This window comes from Nonomuraea rhodomycinica, assembly GCF_013363995.1.
In the GTDB taxonomy this organism is placed as follows: Bacteria; Actinomycetota; Actinomycetes; order Streptosporangiales; family Streptosporangiaceae; genus Nonomuraea; species Nonomuraea rhodomycinica.
On the sequence record NZ_JABWGO010000010.1, the window covers coordinates 138826 to 165756 of the forward strand.

Sequence of the window (26931 nt, forward strand, 5' to 3'; positions counted from 1 at the left end):
GGGCGGACAGGTAACCAGTGTGTCGAGCGAAGCCTGATTTATCCGTGGTTTTCGACAAAGATCACGGGTTGTTATCAGCTGACTGCCCGATTGTTATATGATAGAGCCTCTTTGGGGCTCTCGTGGGTGTTTCTTTACGAAACTCCCTGACTGGGCACACTAGCAGCGCTCGCGCCGGATGCGAAGAGCGACCGCACTGGCCGGCGAGTAACCTCGACCTGTGCGACCCGTTCTCGTTTACACCCTGTTGAGGATTCTTCTCTTCCTCGTGACCGCCGGCCTGCTCGCCCTGCTGGGCCTGCATAACCTGTTCTGGCTGATCGTCGTCTCATTCTTGGTGAGCGGCGTCGTCAGCTATGTCCTGCTGTCCAACCAGCGAGACGCCATGAGCTCGCGCCTCACCAAGAAGCTCGACCGGCCGGAGCCGCGCGACGACTAGAGCAGGGGGAACATGCCAATCCGGGCATGGTACTCCCGTCCCAGTCTCGTCGTGTCGCTACCAACCAGTAGTCCGCCGGGGTGGGCCAGAAATGCCTTCACCCCGATGCCGCGCTCCCGGCCGGGATTCCAACTGAGGGCCTTACCCGTGACCGGATGAATGGCGGCGATGCCCTCGCGCGGCACCGCCCCCGGCCCCGCCGTGTCGTGACCCCGCGGATTGTCCATCCAGCGCTGGTGGCCGCCCACGTAGACCGCCGCCCCCGTCACCGACACCGCGTAGAGCGAGTCGCCGCCCGTGCTGTTGACCCACGTGGGCCGCACGTCCGGCGCCGTCGCGTACGTCTCGAAGCGCGCGGCCGAGTCGCACAGCCGCCCGCCGCGCGGCCCGCCCGTCGTGACGACCACGAACCAGCGGCCGTCCGGCGAGACGTCCAGCCCCCGCACGTACGAGGGGAACGCGCGCATGCACGCGGGCGCGTACGCGGTGGAACGCCACGGGGCGACCTTGGCCGTGGACCCGCTGATGTCGATCAGTCCGAGCTGGGGCCGCGAGCGGCCGTCGAGCGTGGTGAAGCTGCCGTCCACCACCAGCCGGTCGGCCGTCGCCGCCAGCGCATTGACCTTCACCCGGGGCGCCAGCGGAGCCCCGGGCGTGATCGCGAAGCGCGGGTCGGCGGCCCCGGTGACGGCGTCCAGCCGGGCCAGGGCCGTGCGGGGGGCGGTGAAGTCGCCTCCGGCGTACAGCCGGGAGCCGCGCCGGGCCAGCGTGGCGACCATGCCGCCCGCCACGCGCGGTGTGAAGCCCGGCACCACGGCGCCGTCGGCCAGGGCGAGCCGCGTCAGCGGCCCCACGGCCTGTCCGTTGACCTCGGGGAAGTCGCCGCCCGCGTAGACGGTGCCGCCGTCGCCGGCGGCCAGGGCGTAGACGGGACCGTCCACCTCCGGCGCGAAGCCGGGCAGGATCCGCCCGGTGGCCAGGTCGAAGGCGAACAGGTTGTCGCGCGCCACCGTGCCGGTGCCGTCGGCGGCGGACACCTCGCTGAACGAGCCCCCCACCACGACGGCGCCGCCCACCAGCGCGATCGCGTTGACGATGCCGTCGAGGACGTGCGGTGTGGTGTCGACCGGATCGGCCGACACCACCCGCCCGTGCGCGACAGGTGCGGTCGCCAGAAGCGCCGCGAGTGTGACTCGGGAAAACATTCGCCAAGTTTTAGCAGACTCTTCGTGGTCATACGCTTACTTTCCGTTGATTGTCGCGAGGGTCATAGGCTTGGGCCATGACGCGCGCTCAGTTGGACAAGCAGCCGGTCGAGGTCGCCGCGATGTTCGATCGCACCGCCCGGCGCTACGACCTCGTCAACGATGTGCTCACGCTCGGCCAGGTGCGCCTGTGGCGCAAGGCCGTCGCCCACGCCGTGGACGCGGGGCCCGGTGAGCTGGTCCTCGACCTCGGGGCCGGCACGGGCACCTCGACGGACACGTTCACCACGCTCGGCGCACGCGCGATCGCCTGCGACTTCTCGCTGGGCATGCTGCGCACCGGCGTGGGCAGGCGCGGCGGCAACGCGCTGAGCGGACCGGGCGTGCCGTTCGTCGCGGGCGACGCGATGCGGCTGCCCTTCGCCGACGACTCCTTCGACGCGGTGACCATCTCGGTGGCGCTGCGCAACGTCCACGACACCGCCCAGGCGCTGCGCGAGATGCTGCGGGTCACCAAGCCGGGCGGCAAGCTGGTGATCCTGGAGTTCTCCCGCGTGACGCTGCCGGCCTTCGACCTGGTCTACCGCCAGTACCTGATGCGGCTGCTGCCCGTGGTGGCCCGCGTCTTCGGGTCCAACGGCGACTCCTACGACTACCTCGCCGAGTCGATCAGGGACTGGCCCGACCAGGAGACCCTGGCCCACACGATCCAGGGCGCCGGCTGGGAGCGGGTGGCCTGGCGAAACCTGGACCTGGGCATCGTGGCCATGCACCGGGGGTTCAAGCCGGCCTGATGCGCACTCCGGGTGTCCGAAATCCGCTTCGGCGACGGTTTGGTCAAAGCGGCAGGCCCCGACTGCCACTATGTACCGGAAAAGCGTTAGACTGCGGGCCGACAAGTTTGTGAAGGGGTTCACAAAGGAACGAAGGCGACCAGACACCCCGAAGCCTTCGAGCGTGTAGGACAGGACAGTCCCGTGACCGTGCCCACAGCCAATAAGGCTGACGCCGACGTCATCGTCGTCGGCGCCGGTCCCGCCGGTTCCGCCACCGCCTTTCACCTCGCCCGGGCCGGGCTCGACGTGCTGCTGCTCGAGAAGACCACCTTCCCCCGGGAGAAGGTCTGCGGCGACGGGCTGACGCCCCGCGCGGTCAAGCAGCTGATGAACATGGGCGTCGACATCGACGCCCCCGGCTGGGTGCGGAACAAGGGCCTGCGGGTCGTCGGCGGCGGCCTCCGATTCGAGCTCGACTGGCCCCAGTTGGAGCGCTTCCCCGACTTCGGCCTGGTCCGCACCCGCCAGGACTTCGACCAGATCATGGCCGCCAACGCCGTCAAGGCCGGCGCGCGGCTCATGGAGGGCGTCAACGTCACCGGGCCGGTGCTCGACGACCGCAGCGGTCATGTGGTCGGCGTCACCACCAAGGACGGCAAGGCGTACCGCTCGCGGATCGTCGTCGCCGCCGACGGCAACAGCACCCGGCTGGCCCTCGGCATGGGGCTGCACAAGCGCGAGGACCGCCCGATGGGTGTGGCCGTGCGCACGTACTTCACCAGCCCCCGCCACGACGACGACTACCTGGAGACCTGGCTGGAGCTCTGGGACGAGGAGACGCTGCTGCCCGGCTACGGCTGGGTCTTCGGCGTCGGCGACGGCACCGCCAACGTCGGCCTCGGCCTGCTCAACACCAGCGCCCAGTTCAAGAACATCGACTACCGCGACCTGCTCAGGCGCTGGTGCCGGTCGATGCCCGCCGAGTGGGGCTTCACCGAGGAGAACATGACGGCCCCCATCCGCGGCGCCGCGCTCCCCATGGCCTTCAACCGGCAGCCCCACTACACGCGCGGCCTGGTCCTGGTCGGCGACTCCGGCGGGGCGATCAACCCGTTCAACGGCGAGGGCATCGCCTACGCCATGGAGACCGGCGAGATCGCGGCCGAGGTCATCGAGCGGGCCCTGCGCAAGGACACCACCCCCGCCCAGCGCGAGCGCACCCTTCGCGCGTACCCGCAGACGCTGAAGGACGCCTACGGCGGCTACTTCACCCTCGGCCGCTGGTTCGTCGAGGCGATCGGCAAGCCCGGCGTCATGAGCTTCGGCACCCGCCACGGTCTGCCTCACCCGAGGCTGATGCGCTTCGCGCTCAAACTCCTTGGTAATCTCACCGACCGGCGGGGCAATGCGTCAGACAAGATCATCAACGCACTCTCGAAGGTCGCGCCGCCAGCATGAATCCCGCAAACACCCGGCACATCCATAGATCAGGCTGCGCGCCCGCGCGCGCGGCGACTCCAGAGGAGGCGTAGCGATGGACCTTTACGTGCCCATCCTGGTGCTCGCCGTTCTCGCGGGGGGCTTCGCGATCTTCTCGGTCGCCATCGCTCCCTTCACCGGTCCCAAGCGCTGGAACCGCGCCAAGCTTGACGCCTACGAATGCGGCATCGAGCCGACGCCCCAGCCTGTCGGTGGCGGACGGTTCCCGCTCAAGTACATGGTCACCGCGATGCTCTTCATCGTGTTCGACATCGAGATCATCTTCCTCTACCCGTGGGCCGTGTCGTTCGCCCCGCTGCGCGGCGACGACGGCCGGGTGATCGCCTCGGGCCTCGGCATCTTCGCGCTGGTCGAGATGCTGCTGTTCATCGTCACCGTGCTCGCCGCCTACGCGTACGTGTGGCGGCGCAAGGGTCTGGACTGGGACTGAAAATGGGACTTGAAGAGAAACTCCCGAGCGGATTCATCCTCAGCACGGTCGAGCAGGCCGCGGGATGGGCGCGCAAGAACTCCGTGTGGCCGGCCACCTTCGGCCTCGCCTGCTGCGCCATCGAGCTGATGGCCACCGGCGGCCCCCACTACGACCTGGCGCGCTTCGGCATGGAGCGCGCTTCGGCGTCTCCCCGCCAGGCCGACCTCATGATCGTCGCCGGTCGCGTGTCGCAGAAGATGGCCCCTGTGCTGCGGCAGATCTACGACCAGATGGCCGAGCCCAAGTGGGTCATCGCGATGGGCGTGTGCGCCTCCAGCGGCGGCATGTTCAACAACTACGCGATCGTGCAGGGCGTCGACCACGTCGTGCCGGTGGACATCTACCTGCCGGGCTGCCCGCCGCGGCCGGAGATGCTGATCGACGCGATCGTCAAACTACACGACAAGATCCAGAACATGAAGTTCGGCGCGCACCGCGCCAAGCAGATCGACGAGCTCGAACTGCGGGCCCTGCGCCAGCTTCCGCTGATCGACCAGGGGGCTGCCAAGTGACCTCCCCAGACAACCTCCCCGAGGTCCCCGGGGCCGAGGTCCCGGCGACCCCGGAGGTGCCCGAGGCGCCGATCGCGCGCCGCGGCATGTTCGGCGCCGCCGACTCCGGCGACACCTCCGGCTACGGCGGACTCGTCGTGCGCCGGGCGCCGCAGCTGTCCTCGCCCCGCCCGTACGGCGGCTACTTCGACGAGCTGGTCGACACGCTGGAGAGCGCCGTGGACGGCGCGATCGAGCGCGTCGTCGTCGACCGGGGCGAGCTGACCCTGCACGTCAAGCGCGAGCGCCTGCTGGAGGTGGCGCAGAAGCTGCGCGACGACCCCGCGCTGCGCTTCGAGCTGTCGCTCGGCGTCTCCGGCGTCCACTACCCGCACCTGGCGGGCGAGGAGCTGCACGCCGTCTACCACCTGTGCTCGATCACGCACAACCGGCGCGTCCGGGTCGAGGTGAGCTGCCCCGACTCCGACCCGCACATCCCGTCGACGGTCGGCGTCTACCCGGGCCACGACTGGCACGAGCGGGAGACGTACGACTTCTTCGGCATCGTCTTCGACGGTCACCCCGCGCTGACCCGGATCATGATGCCGGACGACTGGGACGGCCACCCGCAGCGCAAGGACTACCCGCTCGGCGGCATCCCGGTCGAGTACCGGGGCGCCAAGGTGCCCGCGCCCGACCAGAGGAGGGCTTACCAGTGACCACTGGCTACGACGAGGCGACCGAGGGCAAGGTCTACTCGGTCGGCGGCGCCGACTGGGACGAGGTCGTCACCGCCGGGGTGCGCGACTCCGAGGCCGAGCGCCTGGTCGTCAACATGGGCCCGCAGCACCCGTCCACCCACGGCGTGCTCCGCCTGGTCCTGACCCTCGACGGTGAGACGGTCACCGAGGCGCGCGGCGTCATCGGCTACCTGCACACCGGCATCGAGAAGAACATGGAATACCGGACGTGGACCCAGGGCACCACGTTCGTCACCCGCATGGACTACCTGTCGCCGATCTTCAACGAGACGGCGTACTGCCTGGGCGTCGAGAAGCTCCTCGGCATCGAGGACCGCATCCCGGACCGCGCCCAGGCCATCCGGGTCATGATGATGGAGCTCAACCGCATCTCCTCGCACCTGGTCGCGATGGGCACGTTCGGCATGGAGCTGGGCGCGACCACGCCGTTCCTCTTCGGCTACCGCGACCGCGAGATGATCATGGATCTCTTCGAGTACATCACCGGCCTGCGGATGAACCACGCATACATCCGCCCCGGCGGTGTGAGCGTCGACCTGCCCGCGGGCGCGGTCGACAAGGTCGGCGAGTTCCTCAAGGAGATGCCCAAGCGGATCAAGGACATCCGCAAGCTCCTCGACGCCAACCCCGTCTACCTCAGCCGCACCCGCGACGTCGCCTACCTCGACCTGACCGGCTGCATGGCACTCGGCATCACCGGCCCCATCCTGCGGGCCGCCGGCCTGCCGTGGGACCTGCGCAAGTCGCAGCCCTACTGCGGGTACGAGACCTACGAGTTCGAGGTGGCCACCGAGCGGGGCTGCGACGTGTACTCGCGCTACCTCGTGCGCATGCGGGAGATGGAGGAGTCGCTCAAGATCGTCGAGCAGGCCCTCGACCGCATCGCCGGCCCCCTCAAGGGCGACCCCGTGATGATCGAGGACAAGAAGATCGGCTGGCCCGCGCAGCTCGCGCTCGGCCCCGACGGCTTCGGCAACTCGCCCGACCACATCGCCCACATCATGGGCAGCTCCATGGAAGCCCTGATCCACCACTTCAAGCTGGTGACCGAGGGCTTCCGGGTGCCGGCCGGCCAGGCGTACGCCTCGATCGAGTCCCCCAAGGGCGAGCTCGGCGCCCACGTGGTCAGCGACGGCGGCACCCGTCCCTACCGCGTCCACTTCCGCGAGCCGTCCTTCTGCAACCTGCAGGGCTTCCCCGCGATGGCGGAGGGCGGCCAGGTCGCCGACGTCATCGCCGCGGTGGCCTCTATCGACCCCGTCATGGGAGGTGTGGACCGGTGACTTACTCACCGGAAGTCCGCGAGCGTCTCGAGAGGGACGCCAAGGAGATCATCGGGCGCTACCCCAAGGCGCGGTCCGCCCTGCTGCCCCTGCTCCACCTGGTGCAGTCGGAGGACGGTTACGTCTCCGACGACGGCCACGAGTTCTGCGCGGAGATGCTGGGCCTCAGCAAGGCCGAGGTCGTCGGCGTCTCGACGTTCTACACCATGTACAAGCGCAGGCCGGCCGGCGACTACCACGTCGGCGTGTGCATCAACGCGCTGTGCGCGGTCATGGGCGGCGACGAGATCTGGGAGGAGCTCAGCGAGCACGTCGGCGTCGGTCACGAGGAGACCACGTCCGACGGCAAGATCTCGCTGGAGCGCCTGGAGTGCAACGCCGCCTGCGACTTCGCCCCGGTCATGATGGTCAACTGGGAGTTCTTCGACAACCAGACGCCCGAGTCGGCCAAGCAGCTCGTCGACGACCTGCGTGACGGCAAGGACGTGCGCCCGACCCGGGGCCCGAAGAAGCTGTGCACCTTCAAGGAGGCCTCGCGCGTGCTGTCCGGCCTGCCGGACGACCTCGCGGGCGAGGGCCCGTCGGCCGCCGGCGCCTCGCTGGAGGGCCTGAAGGTCGCCAAGGCCAACGGATGGAAGGCCCCAGAGGCATGAGCGTCACCCTGACTCCCGTCCTGACCGCCAACTGGGACCGTCCCGACTCCTTCACCCTCGACGGCTACGGCCCCTACGAGGCGGCCAAGAAGGCGCTCGGCATGGACCCCGACGCGGTCATCCAGGCCGTCAAGGACTCCGGCCTGCGCGGCCGCGGCGGCGCGGGCTTCCCGACCGGCATGAAGTGGGGCTTCATCCCGCAGGGCGACGGCAAGCCGCACTACCTCGTCGTCAACGCCGACGAGTCGGAGCCGGGCACCTGCAAGGACATCCCGCTGATGATGGCCAACCCGCACTCGCTGGTCGAGGGCGTCATCATCACCTCCTACGCCATCCGCGCCAACCACGCCTTCATCTACGTGCGCGGCGAGGTGCTGCACGTCATCCGCCGGCTGCACGCGGCCGTGCGCGAGGCGTACGAGAAGGGCTACCTGGGCACCGACATCTTCGGCTCCGGCTACGACCTGGAGCTCGTCGTGCACAGCGGCGCCGGCGCGTACATCTGCGGCGAGGAGACGGCGCTGCTGGACTCGCTGGAGGGCTACCGGGGTCAACCTCGACTCAAGCCTCCGTTCCCGGCCGTGGCGGGCCTGTACGCCTCGCCGACTGTCGTGAACAACGTGGAGTCCGTGGCGAGTGTTCCCTCGATCATCGCCAACGGGGCCGACTGGTTCGCCGGGATGGGCACCGAGAAGTCCAAGGGCTTCGGCATCTTCTCGCTGAGCGGCCACGTCACCCGCCCCGGCCAGTACGAGGCCCCGCTCGGCATCACGCTGCGCGAACTGCTCGACATGGCGGGCGGCATCCGCGAGGGACACCGGATCAAGTTCTGGACCCCCGGCGGCTCGTCCACGCCGATCTTCACCGACGAGCACCTGGACGTGCCCCTCGACTTCGAGGCGGTCGGCGCCAAGGGCTCCATGCTCGGCACCCGCGCGCTGCAGATCTTCGACGAGACCACCTGCGTGGTCCGCACCGTGCTGCGCTGGACCGAGTTCTACGCCCACGAGTCGTGCGGCAAGTGCACGCCGTGCCGCGAGGGCACCTACTGGCTCAAGCAGGTGCTCAAGCGGCTCGAAGCCGGACAGGGCACCGAGGACGACCTGGCCACGATCACCGACATCGCCGACAACATCCTGGGCCGCTCCTTCTGCGCCCTCGGCGACGGCGCGACCAGCCCGATCCACTCCTCGGTGAAGTACTTCCGCGACGAGTACCTCAAGCACTTCGAGGTCGGCGGCTGCCCGTTCGACGCGAAGAAGTCCACTCTCTGGGGTGACCAGTGACCACAACCGCCGTAGAGACCACCCTGGTGACCCTGACGATCGACGGGTTCCAGATCAGCGTCCCCAAGGGCACCCTGATCATCAGGGCGGCCGAGCTGCTGGGCATCCAGATCCCGCGCTTCTGCGACCACCCGCTGCTCGACCCGGCCGCCAACTGCCGCCAGTGCCTCGTCGACATCCCCGACGCGGGCAACGGCCGCGGCTTCCCCAAGCCGCAGCCGTCGTGCGCGATCGAGGTCGCCGAGGGCATGGTCGTGCAGACCCAGCTCACCTCGCCGGTCGCCGAGAAGGCGCAGCGCGCGGCGATGGAGTTCCTGCTCCTCAACCACCCGCTGGACTGCCCGGTCTGCGACAAGGGCGGCGAGTGCCCCCTGCAGAACCAGGCCATGTCCAACGGCCAGGGCGAGTCCAGGTTCCACGAGCACAAGCGGACCTTCCCCAAGCCGCTCCCGCTGTCCACGCAGGTGCTGCTCGACCGCGAGCGGTGCGTCCAGTGCGCCCGCTGCATCCGCTTCTCCGACCAGATCGCCGGCGACCCGTTCATCGAGTTCTTCGAGCGCGGCGCCAAGGAGCAGGTGGGCGTCGCCGACGGCGAGCCGTTCCAGTCCTACTTCTCCGGCAACACCGTGCAGATCTGCCCGGTCGGCGCGCTGACCGGCGCCGCCTACCGGTTCCGGGCGCGGCCGTTCGACCTGGTCTCCACGCCCAGCGCGTGCGAGCACTGCGCGTCCGGCTGCTCCCTGCGCACCGACCACCGGCGCGGCCGGGTCACCCGCCGCCTGGCCGGCAACGACCCGCAGGTCAACGAGGAGTGGAACTGCGACAAGGGCCGCTGGGCGTTCACCTACGCCACGCAGCCCGACCGCCTCAAGACCCCGCTCATCCGCAACGAGGAGGGCGTGCTCGTCCCGGCCTCCTGGCCGGAGGCGCTGAGCGTCGCCGCCCAGGGCCTGGCCGCCGCCCGCGGCAAGGCCGGCGTCCTCGTCGGCGGGCGCGTCACGGTCGAGGAGGCCTACGCCTACTCCAAGTTCGCCCGCGTCGCCCTCGGCTCCAACGACATCGACTTCCGCGCCCGGCCGCACTCCGCCGAGGAGGCGGCGTTCCTGGCCCACGCGGTCGCCGGCAAGGGCATCGAGATCTCCTACGACGACCTGGAGAGCGCGCCCGGCGTGCTGCTCGTCGGGTTCGAGCCCGAGGAGGAGTCGCCGATCGTCTTCCTGCGCCTGCGCAAGGCGTGGAAGAAGCGCGGGCTCAAGGTCACCGCCATCGCGCCGTTCGCCACCCCGGGCCTGGCCAAGATGGGCGGCACGCTCATCCGCACCGCGCCGGGCGGCGAGGCCGACGCGATCGGGGAGCTGGTCGGCGGCCTCGCCGAGGGCACGATCGTGCTCGCCGGCGAGCGCCTGGCCACCGTCCCGGGCGCCCTGTCCGCCCTGCTCCGGCTCAGCGCCGCCTCCGGCGCCCGGCTGGCCTGGGTGCCGCGCCGGGCCGGTGAGCGCGGCGCCGTCGAGGCGGGCGCGCTGCCCAACCTGCTGCCGATCGGCCGGCCGGTCGAGGACGAGAGCGCCAGGGCGGAGATCGCCCGGGCGTGGAACGTCGCCTCGCTGCCCGCCGTCCCCGGCCGCGACACGGCCGGCATCCTGGCCGCCGCCGCGGAGGGCGACATCGACGCGCTCGTCGTCGCCGGTGTCGACCCCTACGACCTGCCCGACCCGGCCGCCGCGCTCGACGCCCTGGAGCGCACGCCGTTCATCGTCAGCCTGGAGATCCGCGCCAGCGCGGTCACCGACCGGGCCGACGTGGTCCTGCCGGTCGCCGCCGTGCAGGAGAAGGGCGGCACGTTCGTCAACTGGGAGGGCCGCGGACGCTCGTTCGAGGCGCCGCTGAAGGTGCCCGGCCTGCAGAGCGAGCTGGTCGTCCTCGGCAACCTCGCCGACCGCATGGACGTCCACCTCGGGCTGCCCGACGCCAAGGCCGTCCGCCGCGAGCTGGGCGCCATCGGCGCCTGGCGCGGCACCCGCGTCGCCGCGCCGTCCGTGGCCACCCGCGCGCAGGCCGCCCCGGCGGCCGGCGAGGCGGTGCTGGCGACCTGGCACCTGCTGCTGGACGAAGGCCGCCTGCAGGACGGCGAGCCGTACCTCGCGGGCACCGCCCGCGCCGCCGAGGCGCTGGTCTCGGAGAGCACGGCGGCGGAGATCGGCGTCGCCGACGGCGACAAGCTCGTCGTCGGCGGGCCCGGCCCGAACCCGGTCACGCTGCCGGTCCGCGTCGCGGACCTGCCCGACCGGGTGGTCTGGGTGCCGGCGAACTCCGGCGGCTGCTCGGTCACCCGCGACCTGCGCGCGGTGTCCGGCGACATCGTCACCATCGGGAGCGCCTCATGACCCACGTTCTCGCGGCCGATCCGACCCTCGCCGACTTCGGCAAGGACCCGCTCTGGATCTCCATCATCAAGGCCGTGATGCTCTTCGTCTTCCTGATGCTGGGCGTGCTGTTCGGCGTCTGGTTCGAGCGGAAGCTCATCTCGCGGATGCAGAACCGCTACGGCCCCAACCGGGCCGGCAAGTTCGGCCTGCTGCAGTCCGTGGCCGACGGCCTGAAGATGGGCCTGAAGGAGGACCTGTTCCCGCGGACCGTGGACAAGATCCTCTACCTGCTGGCCCCGATCATCATGGTGGTCCCGGCCTTCCTGGCCTTCTCGATCGTGCCGATCGGGCCGATGGTCAACCTGTTCGGCGTGCAGACGCCGCTGCAGCTCGTGGACCTGCCGGTGGCCGTGCTGTTCATGCTGGCCATGGGCGCCATCTCGGTCTACGGCGTGGTGCTGGCCGGCTGGTCGTCGCGCTCGCCGTACGCGCTGCTCGGCGGTCTGCGCTCGGCGGCCCAGGTGGTCTCGTACGAGATCGCGATGGGTCTGTCGTTCGTCGGGATCTTCCTGTTCGCCGGCACGCTGTCCACCTCGGAGATCGTCAAGGCGCAGGAGCAGACCTGGTACGCGGTCCTGCTCATCCCGTCGTTCCTCGTGTATGTGGTCTGCATGTTCGGTGAGGCCGCCCGCATCCCGTTCGACCTGCCCGAGGGCGAGGGCGAGCTGGTCGGCGGCTTCCAGACCGAGTACTCCTCCTCCCTGAAGTTCGCTCTGATCATGATGGGCGAGTACCTTCACACGTTCACCGCCTCCGGCATCGCGGTGACGCTCTTCCTCGGCGGCTGGCGCGCGCCCTGGCCCATCTCCCTGTGGGAGGGGGCCAACCAGGGCTGGTGGCCGGTCCTGTGGTTCTTCATCAAGTTCGTGCTCACGTTCTGCTTCATCGTGTGGGTGCGGGCCTCCCTGCCGCGCGTGCGCTACGACCAGCTCATGTCGCTGGGCTGGAAGGTGCTGATCCCGGTCAACCTGGCGTGGATCCTGGTCGTCGCCGCGGTCCGCAACGTGGTGGTCAACGGGGACCGCTCGGCGGTTGCCTGGGGGCTCGGCGCGGTCATCGTGATCGGCGCCATCGCCATCTGGCTCCGGTTCGACACCGTCAACCAGCGGCGCAGGGAAGCGAAGAAGGCCCAGGTGGAGGCCGAGTTCGAGGAGCTGTCCAGCGAGCCGGCGGCGGGTGGCTTCCCGGTGCCGCCGCTCGATCTGCCGCACTACCACGGGGTGCAGCACAAGGAGATTCCCAGTGGGACTAACTGATTGGCTGAACCCCGTCAAGGGCTTCGGGGTCACCTTCCACACGATGTTCAAGAAGCCCGTCACGGTCAACTACCCGGAGGAGAAGCGGCCGACGGCTCCGCGCTTCCACGGCCGCCACCAGCTCAACCGGTGGCCGGACGGGCTGGAGAAGTGCGTCGGCTGCGAGCTGTGCGCCTGGGCGTGTCCGGCCGACGCCATCTACGTCGAGGGCGCGGACAACACCGACGAGGAGCGCTTCTCCCCGGGCGAGCGTTACGGGCGCACGTACCAGATCAACTATCTGCGGTGCATCCTGTGCGGACTCTGCATCGAGGCGTGCCCCACCCGGGCGCTCACGATGACCAACGAGTACGAGCTGGCCGACACCGACCGCGAGAGCCTCATCTACACCAAGGAGATGCTCCTCGCGCCGCTCACCCCGGGCATGGAGCAGCCTCCGCACCCCATGCGGCTCGGCGAGACCGAAGAGGACTACTACCGGCTGGGGCGGACCAATGGGTGAGACCATCACGTTCTGGGTGCTCGCCGTCGTCTCCGTCGGCGCGGCGCTCGGCATGGTCTTCAACCGGAAGGCCGTGTACTCGGCGCTGATGCTCGGCACCGTGATGCTCTGCCTGGCGGTGATGTACGCCGTGCAGGACGCGCCGTTCCTGGCCGCGGTGCAGATCATCGTCTACACCGGCGCCGTCATGATGCTGTTCCTGTTCGTGCTCATGCTGGTCGGCGTCGACTCGTCCGACTCGCTGGTCGAGACGCTCAAGGGCCAGCGGTTCTGGGCGGCGATCGCGGCCATCGGCTTCGCCGTGCTGATCATCGTGGCCGTCGGCAACGCGGTCTTCGCCCCGCAGGCGGGCCTGGAGAGCGCGGTCGGCACGGCCGGCTACATCCGGTCGCTGGCGCTGCTGCTGTTCACCAAGTACGTGTTCGCGTTCGAGATCACCTCGGCGCTGCTCATCACCGCCGCGCTCGGCGCGATGGTGCTGGCGCACCGCGAGCGGCTCACCGAGAAGGCCACGCAGAAGGACCTGTCGCGGGCCCGCTTCCTCGGCGACCGCCCGTCGCCGCTGCCGGGCCCCGGCACGTACGCCCGCAACAACGCCATCGACATGCCGGCGCTGCTGCCCGACGGCTCCGTCGCGGAGGACTCCGTCAACCGCTACATCGCGCGCTACGACGTCGAGCAGGGCCACCTGCCCGAGGACCCGCGCCTGGCCGAGGCGATCCAGCACAAGGCCGAGGAGGACTCCAAGTGACCGCGCACTACCTGGTCCTGTCGGGGCTGCTGTTCGCCATCGGCGCGATGGGCGTGCTCATCCGGCGCAACGCGATCGTGGTGTTCATGTGCGTCGAGCTCATGCTCAACGCCTGCAACCTCGCGTTCGTCACCTTCGCCCGGCAGAACGGCAACCTCGAGGGCCAGATCATCGCGTTCTTCGTGATGGTGGTGGCCGCGGCCGAGGTCGTGGTCGGCCTGGCCATCATCGTGACGATCTTCCGAACCCGCAGGTCCGCGTCCGTCGACGACGCCAACCTGCTGAAGTACTAAGAGGTGACTGGTGGAATCTCCTGTTGAGATCGTCCAGCACACCGCCGGCGGCGCGATCGGCGTCTCATGGCTCATGATCGCCTTCCCGCTCCTGGGCGCGGCGATCCTGCTGGTCCTGGGACGCAAGACCGACCGGTGGGGCCATCTGCTGGGCGTGGCCATGTCCCTCGCCTCGTTCGTCGTGGCGGTGCTGGCGTTCTTCGAGCTCCTCGGACTGTCCGCGGAGCAGCGGCGTCAGGCCGTGCACCTGTACGAGTTCATCCCCGGCATGGCGGACATGGGGCTGCTGATCGACCCGCTGTCGATCAGCTTCGCGCTGCTGATCACGGGTGTCGGATCGCTGATCCACATCTACTCGATCGGCTACATGTCGCACGACCCCGACCGGCGCCGGTTCTTCTCGTACCTGAACCTGTTCGTCGCCGCGATGCTCCTGCTGGTGCTGGCCGACAACTACGTCGGCCTGTTCATCGGCTGGGAGGGCGTGGGCCTGGCCTCGTACCTGCTCATCGGCTTCTGGCAGTTCAAGCCGTCGGCCGCGGTCGCCGCGAAGAAGGCGTTCGTCGTCAACCGCGTCGGTGACTTCGGGCTGCTCGTCGGCATGTTCATCATGTGGAGCGCGACCGGCACCTTCGCCTTCGCCGAGCTCTCGGAGAAGGCGGGCGGCCTGTCACAGCCCATGGTCACCGCGATCGGCCTGCTGCTGCTCCTCGGCGCGTGCGGCAAGTCGGCGCAGCTCCCGCTGCAGTCCTGGCTCCTCGACGCCATGGAGGGCCCGACCCCGGTCTCGGCCCTCATCCACGCCGCGACCATGGTCACCGCCGGCGTCTACCTGGTGGTCCGCTCGGGCGCGTTCTTCTTCCCGGAGGGCTCGCCGCAGGCGCTGGCCGTCGCGATCGTCGGCGCTGCCACGCTGCTCGCCGGTGCGATCATCGGTTGCGCGAAGGACGACATCAAGAAGGGCCTGGCCGGCTCGACGATGTCGCAGATCGGCTACATGATGCTCGGCGCGGGCCTCGGCCCGGCGGGCTACGCCTTCGCCATCGGCCACCTGATCACGCACGGCTTCTTCAAGGCCGACATGTTCCTCGGGGCCGGCTCGGTCATGCACGGCATGAACGACGAGGTGGACATGCGGAAGTACGGCGCGCTGCGCAAGTACATGCCGATCACCTTCGTGACGTTCATCATCGGGTACCTGGCGATCATCGGGTTCCCGCTGCTGTCCGGTTACTTCACCAAGGACGGCATCATCGAGACGGCCGTGGAGCACAACCAGGTGCTCGGCTGGCTGGCCGTGGTCGGCGCGGGCATCACGGGCTTCTACATGTCCCGGATGATCTTCATGACGTTCTTCGGCGAGAAGCGGTGGGCGGAGGACGCCCACCCGCACGAGTCGCCGACCGTCATGACCGTGCCGCTGATCGTGCTGTCGATCGGCTCGATCTTCCTCGGCGGCTACCTCATCCTCAGCAACCGGCTCATGCTGTGGCTCGCGCCCGCGGTCGGGCGCCCCGAGGAGCTTCCGACGTTCCACTTCGCCAGCACGCCCGGCCTCGCCACGCTGGCGCTGGTGGCGGTCGGCGCCGCGTACGCCTGGATGAAGTACGGCCGGGCCGAGGTGCCCGCCGTCCAGCCGCGCGGCTCGTTCCTCACCACGTTCGCCCGGCGCGACCTGTACGGTGACGCGCTCAACGAGTCGCTGTTCATGCGGCCCGGTCAGTGGCTCACCCGGATCGCGGTGTTCTTCGACAACCGCGGCATCGACGGAGTCGTCAACGGGCTGGCCGCGGGCATCGGCGGGACCTCGGGCCGCCTGCGGCGGATCCAGACGGGCTTCGCCAGAACGTACGCGTTGTCCATCCTGATCGGTGCCGCCCTGCTGACCGGCGCCCTGCTCCTCGTTGGGAACATCTGATGTCGTCACTCTGGCTCCCCATACTCCTGGCGGTGCCCGTGCTGGGGGCCGTGGTGGTGGCCCTGCTGCCCAAGGGCGCCGACCAGGTCGCCAAGCAGGTCACGCTGGCGGTCTCGCTGGTCGTGCTGGCGCTGACGCTGGTCATGGCGTTCCAGTTCCCGTCGGCCAAGGGCGACCGGTTCAAGTTCGCCGCGGTCTACGACTGGATCCCGAGCTTCGGCGTCCACTTCGGGGTCGGCGTCGACGGCATCGCGCTGGTGCTGATCGTGCTGTCCGCGGTGCTCGTGCCGATCGTGGTGCTCGCCTCCTGGCACGACGCCGACGGCGTCCGCACCGCCGACGGCACGCTGATCACGCCGAAGCGGTCGGTCAAGACGTACTTCTCGCTGCTGCTCGTCCTCGAGGCGATGATGATCGGCGTCTTCGCGGCGACCGACATCTTCCTGTTCTACGTGTTCTTCGAGGCCATGCTCATCCCGATGTACTTCATGATCGGGTCGTACGGCGGTGCCCAGCGGTCGTACGCGGCCGTCAAGTTCCTGCTGTACTCGCTGTTCGGCGGCCTGCTCATGCTGGTCGCGGTCATCGGCCTGTACGTGGTCGCGGGCAAGAGCACGTTCATGTTCCCCGAGCTCGTCGGCGCCATCCAGGACCCGGCGACGCAGAAGTGGCTGTTCGCCGGCTTCTTCATCGCCTTCGCGATCAAGGCGCCGCTGTGGCCGGTCCACACCTGGCTGCCCGACGCCGCCGCCCAGGCCCCGGCCGGCGCGGCCGTGCTGCTCGTGGGCGTGCTGGACAAGGTGGGCACGTTCGGGATGCTCCGCTTCTGCCTGGAGCTGTTCCCCGACGCCGCCAAGGCGTTCACGATGCCGATCGTGGTGCTCGCGGTCATCAGCATCATCTACGGCGCCATCGTGGCGATCGGGCAGAGCGACATGAAGCGGCTCATCGCCTACACGTCGATCTCGCACTTCGGTTTCATCGTGATGGGCGTGTTCGCCATGTCGCAGGTCGCCCAGTCGGGCGCCACCCTGTACATGGTCAACCACGGCTTCGCCACCGGCGCGCTGTTCCTGGCCGCCGGGTTCCTCATCGCCCGGCGCGGCTCGCCGCACATCGCCGACTACGGCGGCGCCCAGAAGGTGACCCCGCTGCTGGCCGGGTTCTTCCTGATCGCCGGCCTGGCCGGCCTGTCGCTGCCGGGACTGTCGTCCTTCGTCAGCGAGTTCATGGTCATGACCGGCACGTACGCCAGCAAGGCGCACGGCTCCGGCGCGCTGACCGTGGCGGCCGTCGTGTCGGCGCTGGCGGTGATCCTCGCGGCCGTCTACATCCTGTGGATGGTGCAGCGGGTCCTCAACGGGCCGACCGCCGAGCCGGTCAAGGCGTTCAAGGACCTCAACGTGCGGGAGATCGTCGTCCTCGCGCCGCTGGTCGCCCTGATCATCGGCTTCGGGTTCTTCCCCAAGCCGCTGCTGGACGTGATCAACCCGGCGGTGAGCCAGACGCTGGTCAACGTCAAGGTGGACAACCCGGCTATCGCTGAGAAGGGGGCCGGTCAGTGAATGACATCATGCAGGCGCCGACGATCGAGTACGGCACGCTGGCGCCGATGCTGCTGGTGTTCGGCGCGGCCGTCCTCGGCGTGCTCGTGGAGGCGTTCGCCCCCCGCTACCTGCGCAAGGTGATGCAGGTCCCGCTCACGCTGGTCTCCCTGGGCGGCGCGTTCGCCCTGGTGCTCGTCCAGGTGATCATGCGGGGCGCGCCGACCGAGGCGGTGGCCATGGGCGCGGTCGCGGTCGACGGGCCCGCGCTGTTCATCTGGGGTGTCATCCTCGTCCTGTCGTTCGTGTGCGTGCTGCTCGTCAACGACGAGGGCCACTTCGTGGCCTCGGCGGCGGCGGTGCCCGGCAGCGCCGACGAGGAGGAGGCCGAGGCGGCCGGCAGCGGCCACACCGAGATCTACCCGCTGCTGCTGTTCGCGGTGGGCGGCATGATGCTGTTCCCCGCGGCCCACGACCTGCTGACGATGTTCGTCGGCCTGGAGGTCATGTCGCTGCCGCTGTACCTCATGTGCGGCCTGGCCCGCCGGCGTCGCCTGCTGTCGCAGGAGGCGTCGATGAAGTACTTCCTGCTGGGCGCGTTCTCGTCGGCGTTCTTCCTGTACGGCACGGCCATGCTCTACGGCTACGCCGGCACGGTGTCGCTGCCGGGCATCAACAAGGCGCTGGCCGGCGGCGCGCTGCTCGACCCGCTGCTGCTGATCGGCTTCGCCATGCTCGGCGTGGGCCTGCTGTTCAAGATCGGCGCGGCGCCGTTCCAGGCGTGGAAGCCGGACGTCTACCAGGGCGCCCCGACCCCGATCACCGCTCTCATGGCCTCGGGCACGCTCGTCGCGGCCATGGGCGCGGTGCTGCGCGTGTTCTGGGTCGGCCTGGGCAACCTCGACTGGAACTGGCGGCCGGTCATGTGGGCCGTCGCGGCCCTCACCATGATCGTGGGCGCGGTGCTGGCGATCACGCAGACCGACATCAAGCGGATGCTGGCCTACTCGTCGATCGCGCACGCCGGCTTCCTGCTGATCGGCGTCATGGCCACGTTCGACAAGAGCCAGCAGAACGCCGGCTCGCTGTCGGCCATCCTGTTCTACCTGCTGGTCTACAGCTTCACCACGGTGGGCGCGTTCGCGATCGTCACGATGGTCCGCGACCCCGGAGGCGAGGCGGGTCACCTGTCGCGCTGGGCGGGCCTGGGCAAGCGGTCGCCGGTGCTCGCGGGCGTCTTCGCGTTCTTCCTGCTCGCCTTCGCCGGCATCCCGCTGACGAGCGGCTTCTTCGGGAAGTACGCGGTGTTCGCGGCGGCCCTGGCCAGCGGCTCGGAGTCGGGTGACTCGCTGGGCGGCTGGATGACCGGGCTGGTCGTGCTGGGCGTCGTCGCCTCGGCGGTGGCCGCGTTCTTCTATGTGCGCGTCATCGTGCTCATGTTCTTCAGCGAGCCGGCGGCCGACGGCCCGTCCATCGCCGAGCCGAGTATGGGCACCGTGGCCGTCATCGCCGTGGCGGCGCTCGTTACGGTAGGAGTCGGGCTCTTCCCGCAGCCCATGCTCGACGTGGCCCATCAGGCCGCGGCCAACTTGTTCATCAGATAAGGGGATATGCCATGTCCGCGCCTCCCGTTGTTGACCTTCCCATTGAGGACGAGCGGCTGGCGCAGGACGTGGCCACCGGCCTGGCCGCCGTGGAGAAGCTCCTGCGCTCGTCGGTCGAGAGCGAGGACGCCTTCGTCACGGAGGCGTCCAAGCACCTCATCGAGGCGGGCGGCAAGCGCTTCCGCACGCTGATGGTGCTGCTGGCGGCCCAGTTCGGCGACCCGTCGGCGCCGGGTGTCGTGCCCGGCGCCGTGGTCATCGAGCTGACCCACCTCGGGTCGCTCTACCACGACGACGTCATGGACGAGGCCCCGGTCCGCCGGGGCTCCCCGTCCGCCAATGCCCGGTGGGACAACACCGTGGCCATCCTCACCGGCGACTACCTGTTCGCCCAGGCGTCCGACCTCCTGGCCGACCTCGGGCCGGAGCTCATCCGCATCCAGGCGCAGACGTTCTCCCGGCTCGTGCAGGGACAGATCCGCGAGACGATCGGGCCGCGCGAGGGCGACGACCCCGTCGCCCACTACATCAGCGTCCTCGCCGACAAGACCGGCTCCCTGATCGCCGCCTCCGGCCGCTTCGGCGCGCTGCTGGCGGGCGCCCCGGCGGAGGTCGAGGAGCGCCTCAGCCGGGCCTGCGGGGCGATCGGCGTGGCCTGGCAGCTCGGCGACGACCTGCTCGACGTGGCGTCCACCTCCACCGAGTCCGGCAAGACGCCCGGCACCGACCTGCGCGAGGGCATCCGCACGCTGCCCGTCCTGTACGCGCTCGCCTCCGGCACCCCCTCGCGGCTCGTGGAGCTGCTGTCGGGGCCGGTGGCCGAGGAGGACCTGGAGGAGGCCCTGACGCTGCTGCGGGCGCACCCCGCGATGGCCAGGGCCCGCGACGAGCTCGCCGCCTGGATCGACCGGGCCCGCGACGACATCTCCGCCCTGCCGGACATCCCGGCCAAGGACGCCTTCATGGCGCTGTGCGACTACGTGATGGAACGCTCGGGCTGAGGGTCGGCGGCCCGCGCGGTGCGGTTCCTGGCGGCGCGGGTGGCGTGGGCCGCACGGATGCTGTCGTAGGTGAAGACCGCGAGGGCCAGCCAGACGATCGAGAACCCGATCCAGCGGCTGGCCGGCATCGTCTCCTTCGCGACCAGCACCCCGCACAGGAACTGCAGGACCGGCGCGATGTACTGCAGCAGCCCGATCGTGCTCAGCGGCACCCGGATGGCGGCGGCCGTGAAGAACAGCAGCGGCACGGCGGTGATGACGCCCGCGCCCACCAGCAGCGCCGCGTGGCCCAGGCCCTCGCGGCCGAACGTCGCCTGCCCGGCCGTCTGCAGGTACACCAGGTAGCCCAGGGCGGGCAGCAGCAGCACCAGCGTCTCGACGGTCAGGCTCTCGGCCGCGCCCACGTTCGCCTGCTTCTTGACCAGCCCGTACAGGCCGAACGACACGGCCAGCGTGAGCGCGATCCACGGCAGCCGGCCGTAGTCGATGGCCAGCACGAGCACCGCCAGAGCCCCGAACCCCACCGCGGCCCACTGCAGGGGCCGCAGCCGCTCACGCAGCAGCACCACCCCGAACAGCACGCTGACCAGCGGGTTGATGAAGTAACCGAGGGCGCTCTCGACGACGTGATGGGTGTTGACCGCGTAGATGTAGACGCCCCAGTTGACCGTGACGATCGCCGCGGCGAGCGCGAGCAGGGCGAGCTTGCGCGGCTGGCGGGCCATCGTCCGGATCCACGCCCAGTGGCGGCGCACCGCCAGCACCGTCACGACGACGGCCAGCGACCACACCATGCGGTGGGCGAGGATCTCGACGGCTCCGGAGGGCTTGAGGAGCGGCCAGTACAGGGGGAAGAGCCCCCACATGGTGTACGCGGCCACCCCGAACAACACACCACGGCGAACGTCAGGCATGTCCCCCATTTTCGGGGCTTACCATGCTTAAACACAAATGTGTATCGCTATACGGGACTATGTAGTGACTCTTAAGCGTTAGGGCTTCTGTATCGTAGGCAGAGTCTGCGGAGGTGGCACGATGGGCTGGCTGTTCGGCAACAAGACGACCATGGTCCGACCGGAGGACGCCCTGGCCGGGCGGCCCGAGGAGATGCCGGTCGCCCCCCGGCACGCGGTCCTCGACGCGCCGCTCGCCCCGCCGTACCCGCCGGGCGCCCGGATCGCCGACTTCGGCCTCGGCTGTTTCTGGGGCGCCGAGCGCAAGTTCTGGCAGACGCCCGGCGTCATCACCACGGCCGTCGGCTACCAGGGCGGCTACACGCCCAACCCGACGTACGAGGAGGTCTGCAGCGGCCGCACCGGCCACACGGAGGTCGTACGGGTGGTCTACGACCCGGCGAAGGTGTCGTACGAGGACCTGCTGAAGGTCTTCTGGGAGGCCCACGACCCGACGCAGGGCATGCGCCAGGGCAACGACGTCGGCACGCAGTACCGCTCGGCGATCTACTACCACTCGCCGGACCAGCGCGAGGCGGCCGAGGCGTCGCGCGAGGCGTACCAGAAGGTGCTGTCGGAGGCGGGGTACGGCTCGATCACCACGGAGCTGGCCGAGGCGGGCCCGTTCTTCTTCGCGGAGGACTACCACCAGCAGTACCTCCACCGCAACAAAAACGGGTACTGCGGAATCGGCGGGACTGGGGTCGCTTGTCCCGTTGGTCTCACCTCTGGGGAGGCGTAGCTCAGCGGCCTGACGGCTGACTCGTGCAGGAGGCCAAGACCTTGGTCTGGCTATCGACTGGAGGAGGACGGATCGGTCTCCAGCCGGTACGCCAGGCCCTGGCGTTCCGGATTATAGAGATTGCTCATCTCGCCGGCCTGTCCAACCTTTATCAGCCAGAATGGCTGTCTTCGATGAACGACTCCGGGTGCTGGAAATGAGCTTGATCGACTTCGATCGGATACGTCAGATAGAGCAGGACGCCATTGGGTGGGTCACGTCGGCCAGTGCTGCCGAGGGCGTAGGTCGTAGGCATCACACTGTCCCAAGATTCTATCTCGCGAGGTTTGCTGATTCATCAGGCACCATGCATGTGCGTGATCGCCAAGGCGCCGGCTACGTCAGACGGAACCCGCGAGACATGGCGATCAAGAATTTTTATACCTTCGTGAATAACAGCGGAGAAGCTGACGGCCGATTGGAACAGGCTCTTGCGATGATGGAGAGCCAGGCTGCAGTGTTGATCAAATATCTCCTTTCCCCGTTGGGCTATCTGCAGCCGATTAGTCTTGCCGATTCGCTGTCGCTTGCCCAGTTTCTAGCATTCCAGATAGTCCGTGGGCAACGTCATCGACGTGAATATGAGTTGATGACGAACTACCTGGTCAAGCTGCAGGTTTCAGGTCAGGTGGATGTCCAAGAGCTACGAGACGTGACCGTAGTGCCGCATCCTAATGAGCATCTGAGTACTATAGGGGCGGCGGCAGAGGAAATCTTTAAGCATCTATGTGGCCGCCCATACTCGCTCGTAGTACTCGACAAGCCTCTCTTTATTACCTGTGATGAGCCGGTGCTGGTTCATGTCGAAGAAGGTCACGTAAATCATGTTGAGGATTGTTTTCTTTCCCAAGAGGAGATTGCTAAACGGTTGCGAAAGAAGCGAGGGCGTAAGCAGATCATTCACTTCTATCCAACGCGTTCCAGCGGTGTTGCGCGCGCTTCTGAAATCGCCCTTCCTGTGGCACCGCGGAAGCTAATCCTGCTCGGACCAGTTGGAGCCGCGCATCGTGGCTTGTTGCATTTACGGGATGATGAGGCCGAAGAGTTCGCGGAAGGGGTGAACCGCGCGCTTCTCTCTCAGGCCTTTGATTGGGCGGCCGCCCATCCTGATCACCCCTCCTTTTCCTCTATGGAGATTCCTCCAGTAGGCCCGCTGGTCCGGATATGCGACGGAGGCTCCTCATTGGGCGGTGAGTTGAATGAAGCTCCGAACCCACTGCGTCCGCAGCGGTTCCGAAAAGATTGGTAGAGCCTGGTACCGGCCATGCCTGCGTTGTAACTTGGCAGCTCACCTGGACGATAGGGCGATCTCGATCGCCGAAGTCGCATCGCTGAGTCGGCGAAATGCCTGCGACTTAATACCTAGACGTCGAATGCCGTGTGCTAGATGCTCCCGCATGTGTCGCTCGCAGACAACAAAGTCCGCATACCCGGCCGCACATGAAAGGTAGACCATGTCTGTTACGTCATTCGGCTTCCACGTGGTCCCCTTATTGAGATGCCTGTTGTGCAGCATCTCTCGAAATATCCCAAGTGCAGGCATTCGGGCTATTTCCTTGATTGAATTGCTTGAGATCCAGTCACTGAGCTGAGATGTGGATATCCCTGCGGCGAACGACTCCTCTGCGATCTCGCCGACAAGGTCATTGAGGAAGAACGCATCTATCGCTTTACGCTTCTGATTCGCGTCAAGGTTTTGACCGTCGAGCCAGTCGCTGAACGCTTGGTTAGCTTGCGTCCATCCCGTATCAGGGCCAGGCTCACATCGCTCTGCATCGAGCATAGTGTCGATTGAAGCTGATGCCTGCACTAGCGCCTCTAGGTTGAAGGCCACCCCTTCAGGGAAGTCTGTTGGTGCGGAGTAATTAGTCATTCCACGCGACTCTGAATGTAGAGCTTTTGGATCGAGCGTGAACACCGTATCATTCCGGTGCTTGTCTGGGCTCTCAAGAAGATTGCAGAAAGTGTTATAGAGCTCGTCGCGACGTACTTGCAAAGGGTCCCGCATCTGCCATCCGCGACTGAGCTGTAGAATGGAGAGGCCGAGGCGATATCTCTTCGCCTTGTCGAAACGCTTACTAGTTTCGAAGTAGTGGCCTGCCGACGCGGGCAGAATTACCTTATCGTCTAGCGCCCACTCTATCAGTTGCTTTACAGCATCTCGATCTTCGGGAGATCCTGAGGAGTCGTCGTACCTAATATTCGCAACGGCGCTCCATTGATTCTGATCTAGGTAGACAATGAGCCTCTTGTCCGTGACGTCGGCTGTAGCATCGTTGGTGGCCAGCTCAAACACTATTTCATCGCCTGATTTGGTGACGGCTAGCAGTCGTGTAAATGAAGGCGTGAAGTGCAAGCGCGCCAGCTCGCTACTTTCCTCAAACGGAAGCCGTGTGATAGGAAAGCGGGCTTCTTTTCCGTCGGACCGGCTGAGAATCAGTGAAGCAGAGTCGCGATCGATGGTGATCAGCGCGATTGAGGGGGCGTCCTGGTCCGTCATGGTAGGTACCATATGTGGTGGAGGATCTGGGTTGGCTACCCAAAGACATCTCTATGTCAGGAGGGGCGTAGCGCGCCAATTTCGTAGAGCGATTCCGCATGGTTCGACGGCAGGCGTCCTGCAGCTGTAAGGGCTATTCCGCCTGATGGTCCAGGATGACCACGGCGACAAGTTTCTCTACAAGGTCAAGGCGTCGGCGCTGCGCGCCGCCGCGCGGGCGGCAGGACGGCCGCCCTCCCCGCCGGGCGTGCGGCCTGGGGGCCGGTCCCGGTGGGAGCGGCCAAGCCGCCCGCAGCCAGGGGTGCAGGCCGGAGGCGCGTCCTACTCCGGATCGGCCTCACGATCGCCAGAGCCGGGCTGAGGTCGGTGTCGGGTTGGGGGCGATCGACGGTCCAGGACTTCGATCCTCAGCCCTGGCCCACCGCATCAGTGGGGCAGCTCTGTGAGGTCATCCCAATGGAGCATCCAGCGCCGTATCCCCATCGGCAGGTCGCTTTCGGGTCCATCGAGCTTGACGAGGGCGAGGACGCCGCCGCGCATCACGGTGAGTACGTGACCGGTATGACCCGTGATCGACGGCCCTAGCGCTCGTGTTGTCATCGGGCTGTGCTCCATGCTGGAGATGCGAACGCGGCATCCCGGCATGCGCCACCAACTCCGGCCGCTCATGCTGTCTTCGAGCTTTGGGCGACTTCGTGGGTCACATCGGCGATCTCGTTCGACCAGCGGTGAGACTGGCGCACGTCTGCATAGCGGCGGGCGACGCGGCCGGCGGCTCTTGCGGGCTCCAGGATGGGATGCCAGGCGTAGATGGCGCGTTTGCGGCCTGGATCCCAGCCCGTACGCCACCAGTACCGCTCACAGTCGCACCACACGACGAGGCCGACCCACACGGACACCAGCGCGAGCCCATATCCGTCGTGAACGTCGCTCGGGATGCCCAGGTGGTTGAGTTCCCGCTGCAAGTGAGCAGCCGCGTCGAGCGATGACACCACGCGAGTGGGACCGGGCGACGCCAGGCCAGTGTTCATCCACCTACCTCCCAGGGGCAGCGGTTTCGATGCGTCCAAGTGAAGCCAGGTGAGCAGGACCTTTGAACTTCGCCGCAGCCCGTTGTCGGGACGTGTTAAGTCACCGAGAAACGTCCCGTCAGGGCCTTGAAACGTCCAGGGACGTTCGCGTCCACTGAGTTGTGTGAACGAACGCCTACGCACAGCGATGCTTCGTCACGGCGTAGCTCTGGAAGACCTGGCCGAGACGTGCGGTGTCGAGCCCAAGACAGTAGAACGGTGGATCAACACGGGCCGGGTCCCCCACCGCCGGCACCGGTGGGCGGCGGCCAAGCTGCTGACCGCTGACGAGATGTACCTGTGGCGTGACGTGCTGGAGAGCAGCCAGGCACGTCGAGGGAGGGCGAACCAGTCGGAACTGGTGGAGGTCTTCCCTGACCGCGCCAGCGTGCCCCGCGAGTTGTGGCTGCGGCTTCTCAGCGACGCTCAGGAGAAGGTGGACGTGCTGGTCTTCTCAGGGACGTTCTTCGCCCAGACGCAGCCCAAGATCGCACGGTTGCTGACGGAGAGGGCGGGGCGCGGCGTCGCGATCAGGCTGTGCTTCGGTGATCCTAGCGCTCAGTCCGTCGAGACCCGCGACCGCGAAGAAGGGCTCGGCGGTACGCTGGCCGCCAAGATCCGCTCTTCCCTGACCTACTATCGGACGCTGCCCGAGCTGGACGGCTGTGAGGTGCGGTTGCACGCGACCACGTTGTACGCCTCGCTGTTCCGCTACGACGATGACATCCTGGTCAACCCGCATGCGTACGGCGAACCGGCCTCGGCCAACCCGACCTTCCACTTCCGGCGTCTCGACGGCGGGACGATGGCCGAGCACTACATGTCGTCGTTCGAGCGCGTCTGGTCCGGAGCTGTTCCGTGGTCCGGCGCGGAGATCTGAGAGGCACCTCATGGGACGAGTCGAGTACTGGAATGACCCGGACGCGCCGAAGGCGAACAGCCTGGTACCGGCCTGCGGGACGGTCACCGTGGACGACGCGGGACGTATCCTCATGCAGCGCCGCCGTGACACCGGCCAGTGGGCGTTGCCCATGGGAAAGATGGAGATCGGTGAGACACCGTCGCAGTGTGCCGTGCGGGAGACCGAGGAGGAGACCGGCGTCCGGGTCGAGCCGGTGGGCATTCTCGGGATCTACTCCGACCCCGGTCACATCGTCGCCTACACGGATGGCGAGATCCGCCAGGAGTACGAGGTCATGCTGATCGCCCGTCCTGTCGGAGGTCGGCCTGAGGCGAACGACGAGGCGAGCGACGTGCGGTGGGTCGAACCCGGAGAACTGCACGCCTTGGACATTCACCCCACGCAGTGGCGGCAGCTCAATGACTACCTAGAGGCGAAGCATCCCCACGTCGATTGATCCCGACCACCCTCGTAGCGGCCATGTCCCGTAGGACGCTCTAGCCTCTAACGCGCAGGCCAGTGAGCAGATGTGCCTCTAGAACGGCCTCTAGGTCTAGAGGCGCCC

26 protein-coding genes are annotated in these 26931 nt (G+C 67.8%); 22 read left to right on the forward strand and 4 right to left on the reverse strand.

Annotated features, from left to right (window positions below):
- Positions 1 to 220: 220 nt before the first annotated feature.
- The gene (locus tag HT134_RS32655) at positions 221 to 439 is read left to right on the forward strand and encodes a DUF4229 domain-containing protein (RefSeq protein ID WP_175604327.1); all 219 of its coding nucleotides are present in this window, start codon (positions 221 to 223) and stop codon (positions 437 to 439) included.
- On the opposite strand, the gene HT134_RS32660 is transcribed toward HT134_RS32655, so the two are convergent.
- Complete coding sequence (locus tag HT134_RS32660; RefSeq protein WP_175604328.1) at positions 436 to 1644, reverse strand: hypothetical protein; 1209 nt, start codon at positions 1642 to 1644, stop codon at positions 436 to 438. The two genes, HT134_RS32655 and HT134_RS32660, sit on opposite strands and share 4 nt — an antisense overlap.
- 77 nt (positions 1645 to 1721) lie before the next feature.
- On the opposite strand from HT134_RS32660, the gene HT134_RS32665 reads away from it, so the two are divergent.
- The 17 genes from HT134_RS32665 to HT134_RS32745 all read left to right on the forward strand — a co-directional run bounded on the left by HT134_RS32665 (position 1722) and on the right by HT134_RS32745 (position 20161).
- Complete coding sequence (locus HT134_RS32665) at positions 1722 to 2438, forward strand: demethylmenaquinone methyltransferase (RefSeq protein WP_175604329.1); 717 nt, start codon at positions 1722 to 1724, stop codon at positions 2436 to 2438.
- A 183-nt stretch (positions 2439 to 2621) separates the two neighbouring features.
- Positions 2622 to 3878: a geranylgeranyl reductase family protein gene (locus tag HT134_RS32670; RefSeq protein ID WP_175604330.1), complete on the forward strand. Its 1257-nt coding sequence runs from the start codon at positions 2622 to 2624 to the stop codon at positions 3876 to 3878.
- Positions 3879 to 3954: 76 nt separating this feature from the next.
- On the forward strand, positions 3955 to 4350 hold the full coding sequence (locus tag HT134_RS32675) for an NADH-quinone oxidoreductase subunit A (protein ID WP_175591132.1): 396 nt from the start codon (positions 3955 to 3957) through the stop codon (positions 4348 to 4350).
- Positions 4351 to 4352: 2 nt separating this feature from the next.
- On the forward strand, positions 4353 to 4904 hold the full coding sequence (locus tag HT134_RS32680; RefSeq protein WP_175591133.1) for a NuoB/complex I 20 kDa subunit family protein: 552 nt from the start codon (positions 4353 to 4355) through the stop codon (positions 4902 to 4904).
- The gene (locus tag HT134_RS32685) at positions 4901 to 5602 is read left to right on the forward strand and encodes an NADH-quinone oxidoreductase subunit C (protein WP_175604331.1); all 702 of its coding nucleotides are present in this window, start codon (positions 4901 to 4903) and stop codon (positions 5600 to 5602) included. Before HT134_RS32680 ends, HT134_RS32685 begins: the two co-directional genes overlap by 4 nt.
- Positions 5599 to 6927 (forward strand): NADH-quinone oxidoreductase subunit D, encoded by a 1329-nt coding sequence (locus HT134_RS32690; RefSeq protein ID WP_175604332.1) that lies wholly within the window; start codon positions 5599 to 5601, stop codon positions 6925 to 6927. The genes HT134_RS32685 and HT134_RS32690 overlap by 4 nt, the downstream gene beginning before the upstream one ends.
- Entirely contained in the window at positions 6924 to 7580 is a 657-nt protein-coding gene (gene nuoE, locus HT134_RS32695) for an NADH-quinone oxidoreductase subunit NuoE (protein ID WP_175604333.1), read from the forward strand. Before HT134_RS32690 ends, nuoE begins: the two co-directional genes overlap by 4 nt.
- On the forward strand, positions 7577 to 8866 hold the full coding sequence (gene nuoF / locus HT134_RS32700) for an NADH-quinone oxidoreductase subunit NuoF (RefSeq protein ID WP_175604334.1): 1290 nt from the start codon (positions 7577 to 7579) through the stop codon (positions 8864 to 8866). Before nuoE ends, nuoF begins: the two co-directional genes overlap by 4 nt.
- Positions 8867 to 8889: 23 nt before the next feature.
- Positions 8890 to 11250 (forward strand): NADH-quinone oxidoreductase subunit G, encoded by a 2361-nt coding sequence (locus HT134_RS32705; protein ID WP_217708695.1) that lies wholly within the window; start codon positions 8890 to 8892, stop codon positions 11248 to 11250.
- Positions 11247 to 12548 (forward strand): NADH-quinone oxidoreductase subunit NuoH, encoded by a 1302-nt coding sequence (gene nuoH, locus HT134_RS32710; RefSeq protein ID WP_175604336.1) that lies wholly within the window; start codon positions 11247 to 11249, stop codon positions 12546 to 12548. The genes HT134_RS32705 and nuoH overlap by 4 nt, the downstream gene beginning before the upstream one ends.
- Positions 12535 to 13050: an NADH-quinone oxidoreductase subunit NuoI gene (nuoI, locus tag HT134_RS32715; protein WP_175604337.1), complete on the forward strand. Its 516-nt coding sequence runs from the start codon at positions 12535 to 12537 to the stop codon at positions 13048 to 13050. The genes nuoH and nuoI overlap by 14 nt, the downstream gene beginning before the upstream one ends.
- Positions 13043 to 13801 carry an NADH-quinone oxidoreductase subunit J gene (locus tag HT134_RS32720; RefSeq protein WP_175604338.1) on the forward strand — a complete coding sequence of 253 codons (759 nt, stop codon included), beginning with the start codon at positions 13043 to 13045 and terminating at the stop codon, positions 13799 to 13801. The genes nuoI and HT134_RS32720 overlap by 8 nt, the downstream gene beginning before the upstream one ends.
- Positions 13798 to 14094: an NADH-quinone oxidoreductase subunit NuoK gene (gene nuoK, locus HT134_RS32725; RefSeq protein WP_175591142.1), complete on the forward strand. Its 297-nt coding sequence runs from the start codon at positions 13798 to 13800 to the stop codon at positions 14092 to 14094. Before HT134_RS32720 ends, nuoK begins: the two co-directional genes overlap by 4 nt.
- Before the next feature lie 73 nt (positions 14095 to 14167).
- Positions 14168 to 16012 carry an NADH-quinone oxidoreductase subunit L gene (gene nuoL, locus HT134_RS32730; protein WP_175604539.1) on the forward strand — a complete coding sequence of 615 codons (1845 nt, stop codon included), beginning with the start codon at positions 14168 to 14170 and terminating at the stop codon, positions 16010 to 16012.
- Positions 16012 to 17577, forward strand: coding sequence for an NADH-quinone oxidoreductase subunit M (locus HT134_RS32735; protein ID WP_175604339.1), 1566 nt, complete (start codon positions 16012 to 16014; stop codon positions 17575 to 17577). The genes nuoL and HT134_RS32735 overlap by 1 nt, the downstream gene beginning before the upstream one ends.
- Before the next feature lie 8 nt (positions 17578 to 17585).
- On the forward strand, positions 17586 to 19160 hold the full coding sequence (gene nuoN / locus HT134_RS32740; RefSeq protein ID WP_175604540.1) for an NADH-quinone oxidoreductase subunit NuoN: 1575 nt from the start codon (positions 17586 to 17588) through the stop codon (positions 19158 to 19160).
- An 11-nt stretch (positions 19161 to 19171) separates the two neighbouring features.
- Complete coding sequence (locus HT134_RS32745; RefSeq protein WP_175604340.1) at positions 19172 to 20161, forward strand: polyprenyl synthetase family protein; 990 nt, start codon at positions 19172 to 19174, stop codon at positions 20159 to 20161.
- Here the strand turns inward: HT134_RS32745 and rarD are convergent.
- Positions 20137 to 21075, reverse strand: a complete 939-nt coding sequence (rarD, locus tag HT134_RS32750; RefSeq protein WP_175604341.1) for an EamA family transporter RarD — start codon at positions 21073 to 21075, stop codon at positions 20137 to 20139. The genes HT134_RS32745 and rarD overlap by 25 nt on opposite strands.
- A gap of 121 nt (positions 21076 to 21196) precedes the next feature.
- On the opposite strand from rarD, the gene msrA reads away from it, so the two are divergent.
- Together msrA and HT134_RS32760 are read left to right on the forward strand one after the other, a co-directional pair.
- The gene (gene msrA / locus HT134_RS32755; RefSeq protein WP_175604342.1) at positions 21197 to 21856 is read left to right on the forward strand and encodes a peptide-methionine (S)-S-oxide reductase MsrA; all 660 of its coding nucleotides are present in this window, start codon (positions 21197 to 21199) and stop codon (positions 21854 to 21856) included.
- 196 nt (positions 21857 to 22052) lie between these two features.
- Positions 22053 to 23144: a DUF4238 domain-containing protein gene (locus HT134_RS32760; RefSeq protein WP_175604343.1), complete on the forward strand. Its 1092-nt coding sequence runs from the start codon at positions 22053 to 22055 to the stop codon at positions 23142 to 23144.
- Between the two features lie 39 nt (positions 23145 to 23183).
- On the opposite strand, the gene HT134_RS32765 is transcribed toward HT134_RS32760, so the two are convergent.
- The gene (locus HT134_RS32765) at positions 23184 to 24395 is read right to left on the reverse strand and encodes a hypothetical protein (protein ID WP_175604344.1); all 1212 of its coding nucleotides are present in this window, start codon (positions 24393 to 24395) and stop codon (positions 23184 to 23186) included.
- A 665-nt stretch (positions 24396 to 25060) separates the two neighbouring features.
- Positions 25061 to 25426 (reverse strand): hypothetical protein, encoded by a 366-nt coding sequence (locus HT134_RS32770; RefSeq protein WP_175604345.1) that lies wholly within the window; start codon positions 25424 to 25426, stop codon positions 25061 to 25063.
- Positions 25427 to 25589: 163 nt separating this feature from the next.
- On the opposite strand from HT134_RS32770, the gene HT134_RS32775 reads away from it, so the two are divergent.
- Together HT134_RS32775 and HT134_RS32780 are read left to right on the forward strand one after the other, a co-directional pair.
- Positions 25590 to 26345, forward strand: coding sequence for a helix-turn-helix domain-containing protein (locus tag HT134_RS32775; RefSeq protein ID WP_175604346.1), 756 nt, complete (start codon positions 25590 to 25592; stop codon positions 26343 to 26345).
- A 10-nt stretch (positions 26346 to 26355) separates the two neighbouring features.
- Entirely contained in the window at positions 26356 to 26823 is a 468-nt protein-coding gene (locus HT134_RS32780; protein ID WP_175604347.1) for an NUDIX hydrolase, read from the forward strand.
- Positions 26824 to 26931 lie beyond the last annotated feature (108 nt).

What these genes read in the sequence shown, in the direction of transcription:
- HT134_RS32660 (WP_175604328.1), bottom strand. Translation starts at nt 1,644, where the DNA reads ATGTTTTCCCGAGTCACACTCGCGGCGCTTCTGGCGACCGCACCTGTC.
- HT134_RS32665 (WP_175604329.1), top strand. Translation starts at nt 1,722, where the DNA reads ATGACGCGCGCTCAGTTGGACAAGCAGCCGGTCGAGGTCGCCGCGATG.
- HT134_RS32675 (WP_175591132.1), top strand. Translation starts at nt 3,955, where the DNA reads ATGGACCTTTACGTGCCCATCCTGGTGCTCGCCGTTCTCGCGGGGGGC.
- HT134_RS32680 (WP_175591133.1), top strand. Translation starts at nt 4,353, where the DNA reads ATGGGACTTGAAGAGAAACTCCCGAGCGGATTCATCCTCAGCACGGTC.
- nuoF (WP_175604334.1), top strand. Translation starts at nt 7,577, where the DNA reads ATGAGCGTCACCCTGACTCCCGTCCTGACCGCCAACTGGGACCGTCCC.
- nuoH (WP_175604336.1), top strand. Translation starts at nt 11,247, where the DNA reads ATGACCCACGTTCTCGCGGCCGATCCGACCCTCGCCGACTTCGGCAAG.
- HT134_RS32720 (WP_175604338.1), top strand. Translation starts at nt 13,043, where the DNA reads ATGGGTGAGACCATCACGTTCTGGGTGCTCGCCGTCGTCTCCGTCGGC.
- nuoL (WP_175604539.1), top strand. Translation starts at nt 14,168, where the DNA reads ATGATCGCCTTCCCGCTCCTGGGCGCGGCGATCCTGCTGGTCCTGGGA.
- HT134_RS32735 (WP_175604339.1), top strand. Translation starts at nt 16,012, where the DNA reads ATGTCGTCACTCTGGCTCCCCATACTCCTGGCGGTGCCCGTGCTGGGG.
- nuoN (WP_175604540.1), top strand. Translation starts at nt 17,586, where the DNA reads ATGCAGGCGCCGACGATCGAGTACGGCACGCTGGCGCCGATGCTGCTG.
- HT134_RS32745 (WP_175604340.1), top strand. Translation starts at nt 19,172, where the DNA reads ATGTCCGCGCCTCCCGTTGTTGACCTTCCCATTGAGGACGAGCGGCTG.
- rarD (WP_175604341.1), bottom strand. Translation starts at nt 21,075, where the DNA reads ATGCCTGACGTTCGCCGTGGTGTGTTGTTCGGGGTGGCCGCGTACACC.
- msrA (WP_175604342.1), top strand. Translation starts at nt 21,197, where the DNA reads ATGGGCTGGCTGTTCGGCAACAAGACGACCATGGTCCGACCGGAGGAC.
- HT134_RS32760 (WP_175604343.1), top strand. Translation starts at nt 22,053, where the DNA reads ATGAGCTTGATCGACTTCGATCGGATACGTCAGATAGAGCAGGACGCC.
- HT134_RS32765 (WP_175604344.1), bottom strand. Translation starts at nt 24,395, where the DNA reads ATGACGGACCAGGACGCCCCCTCAATCGCGCTGATCACCATCGATCGC.
- HT134_RS32770 (WP_175604345.1), bottom strand. Translation starts at nt 25,426, where the DNA reads ATGAACACTGGCCTGGCGTCGCCCGGTCCCACTCGCGTGGTGTCATCG.
- HT134_RS32780 (WP_175604347.1), top strand. Translation starts at nt 26,356, where the DNA reads ATGGGACGAGTCGAGTACTGGAATGACCCGGACGCGCCGAAGGCGAAC.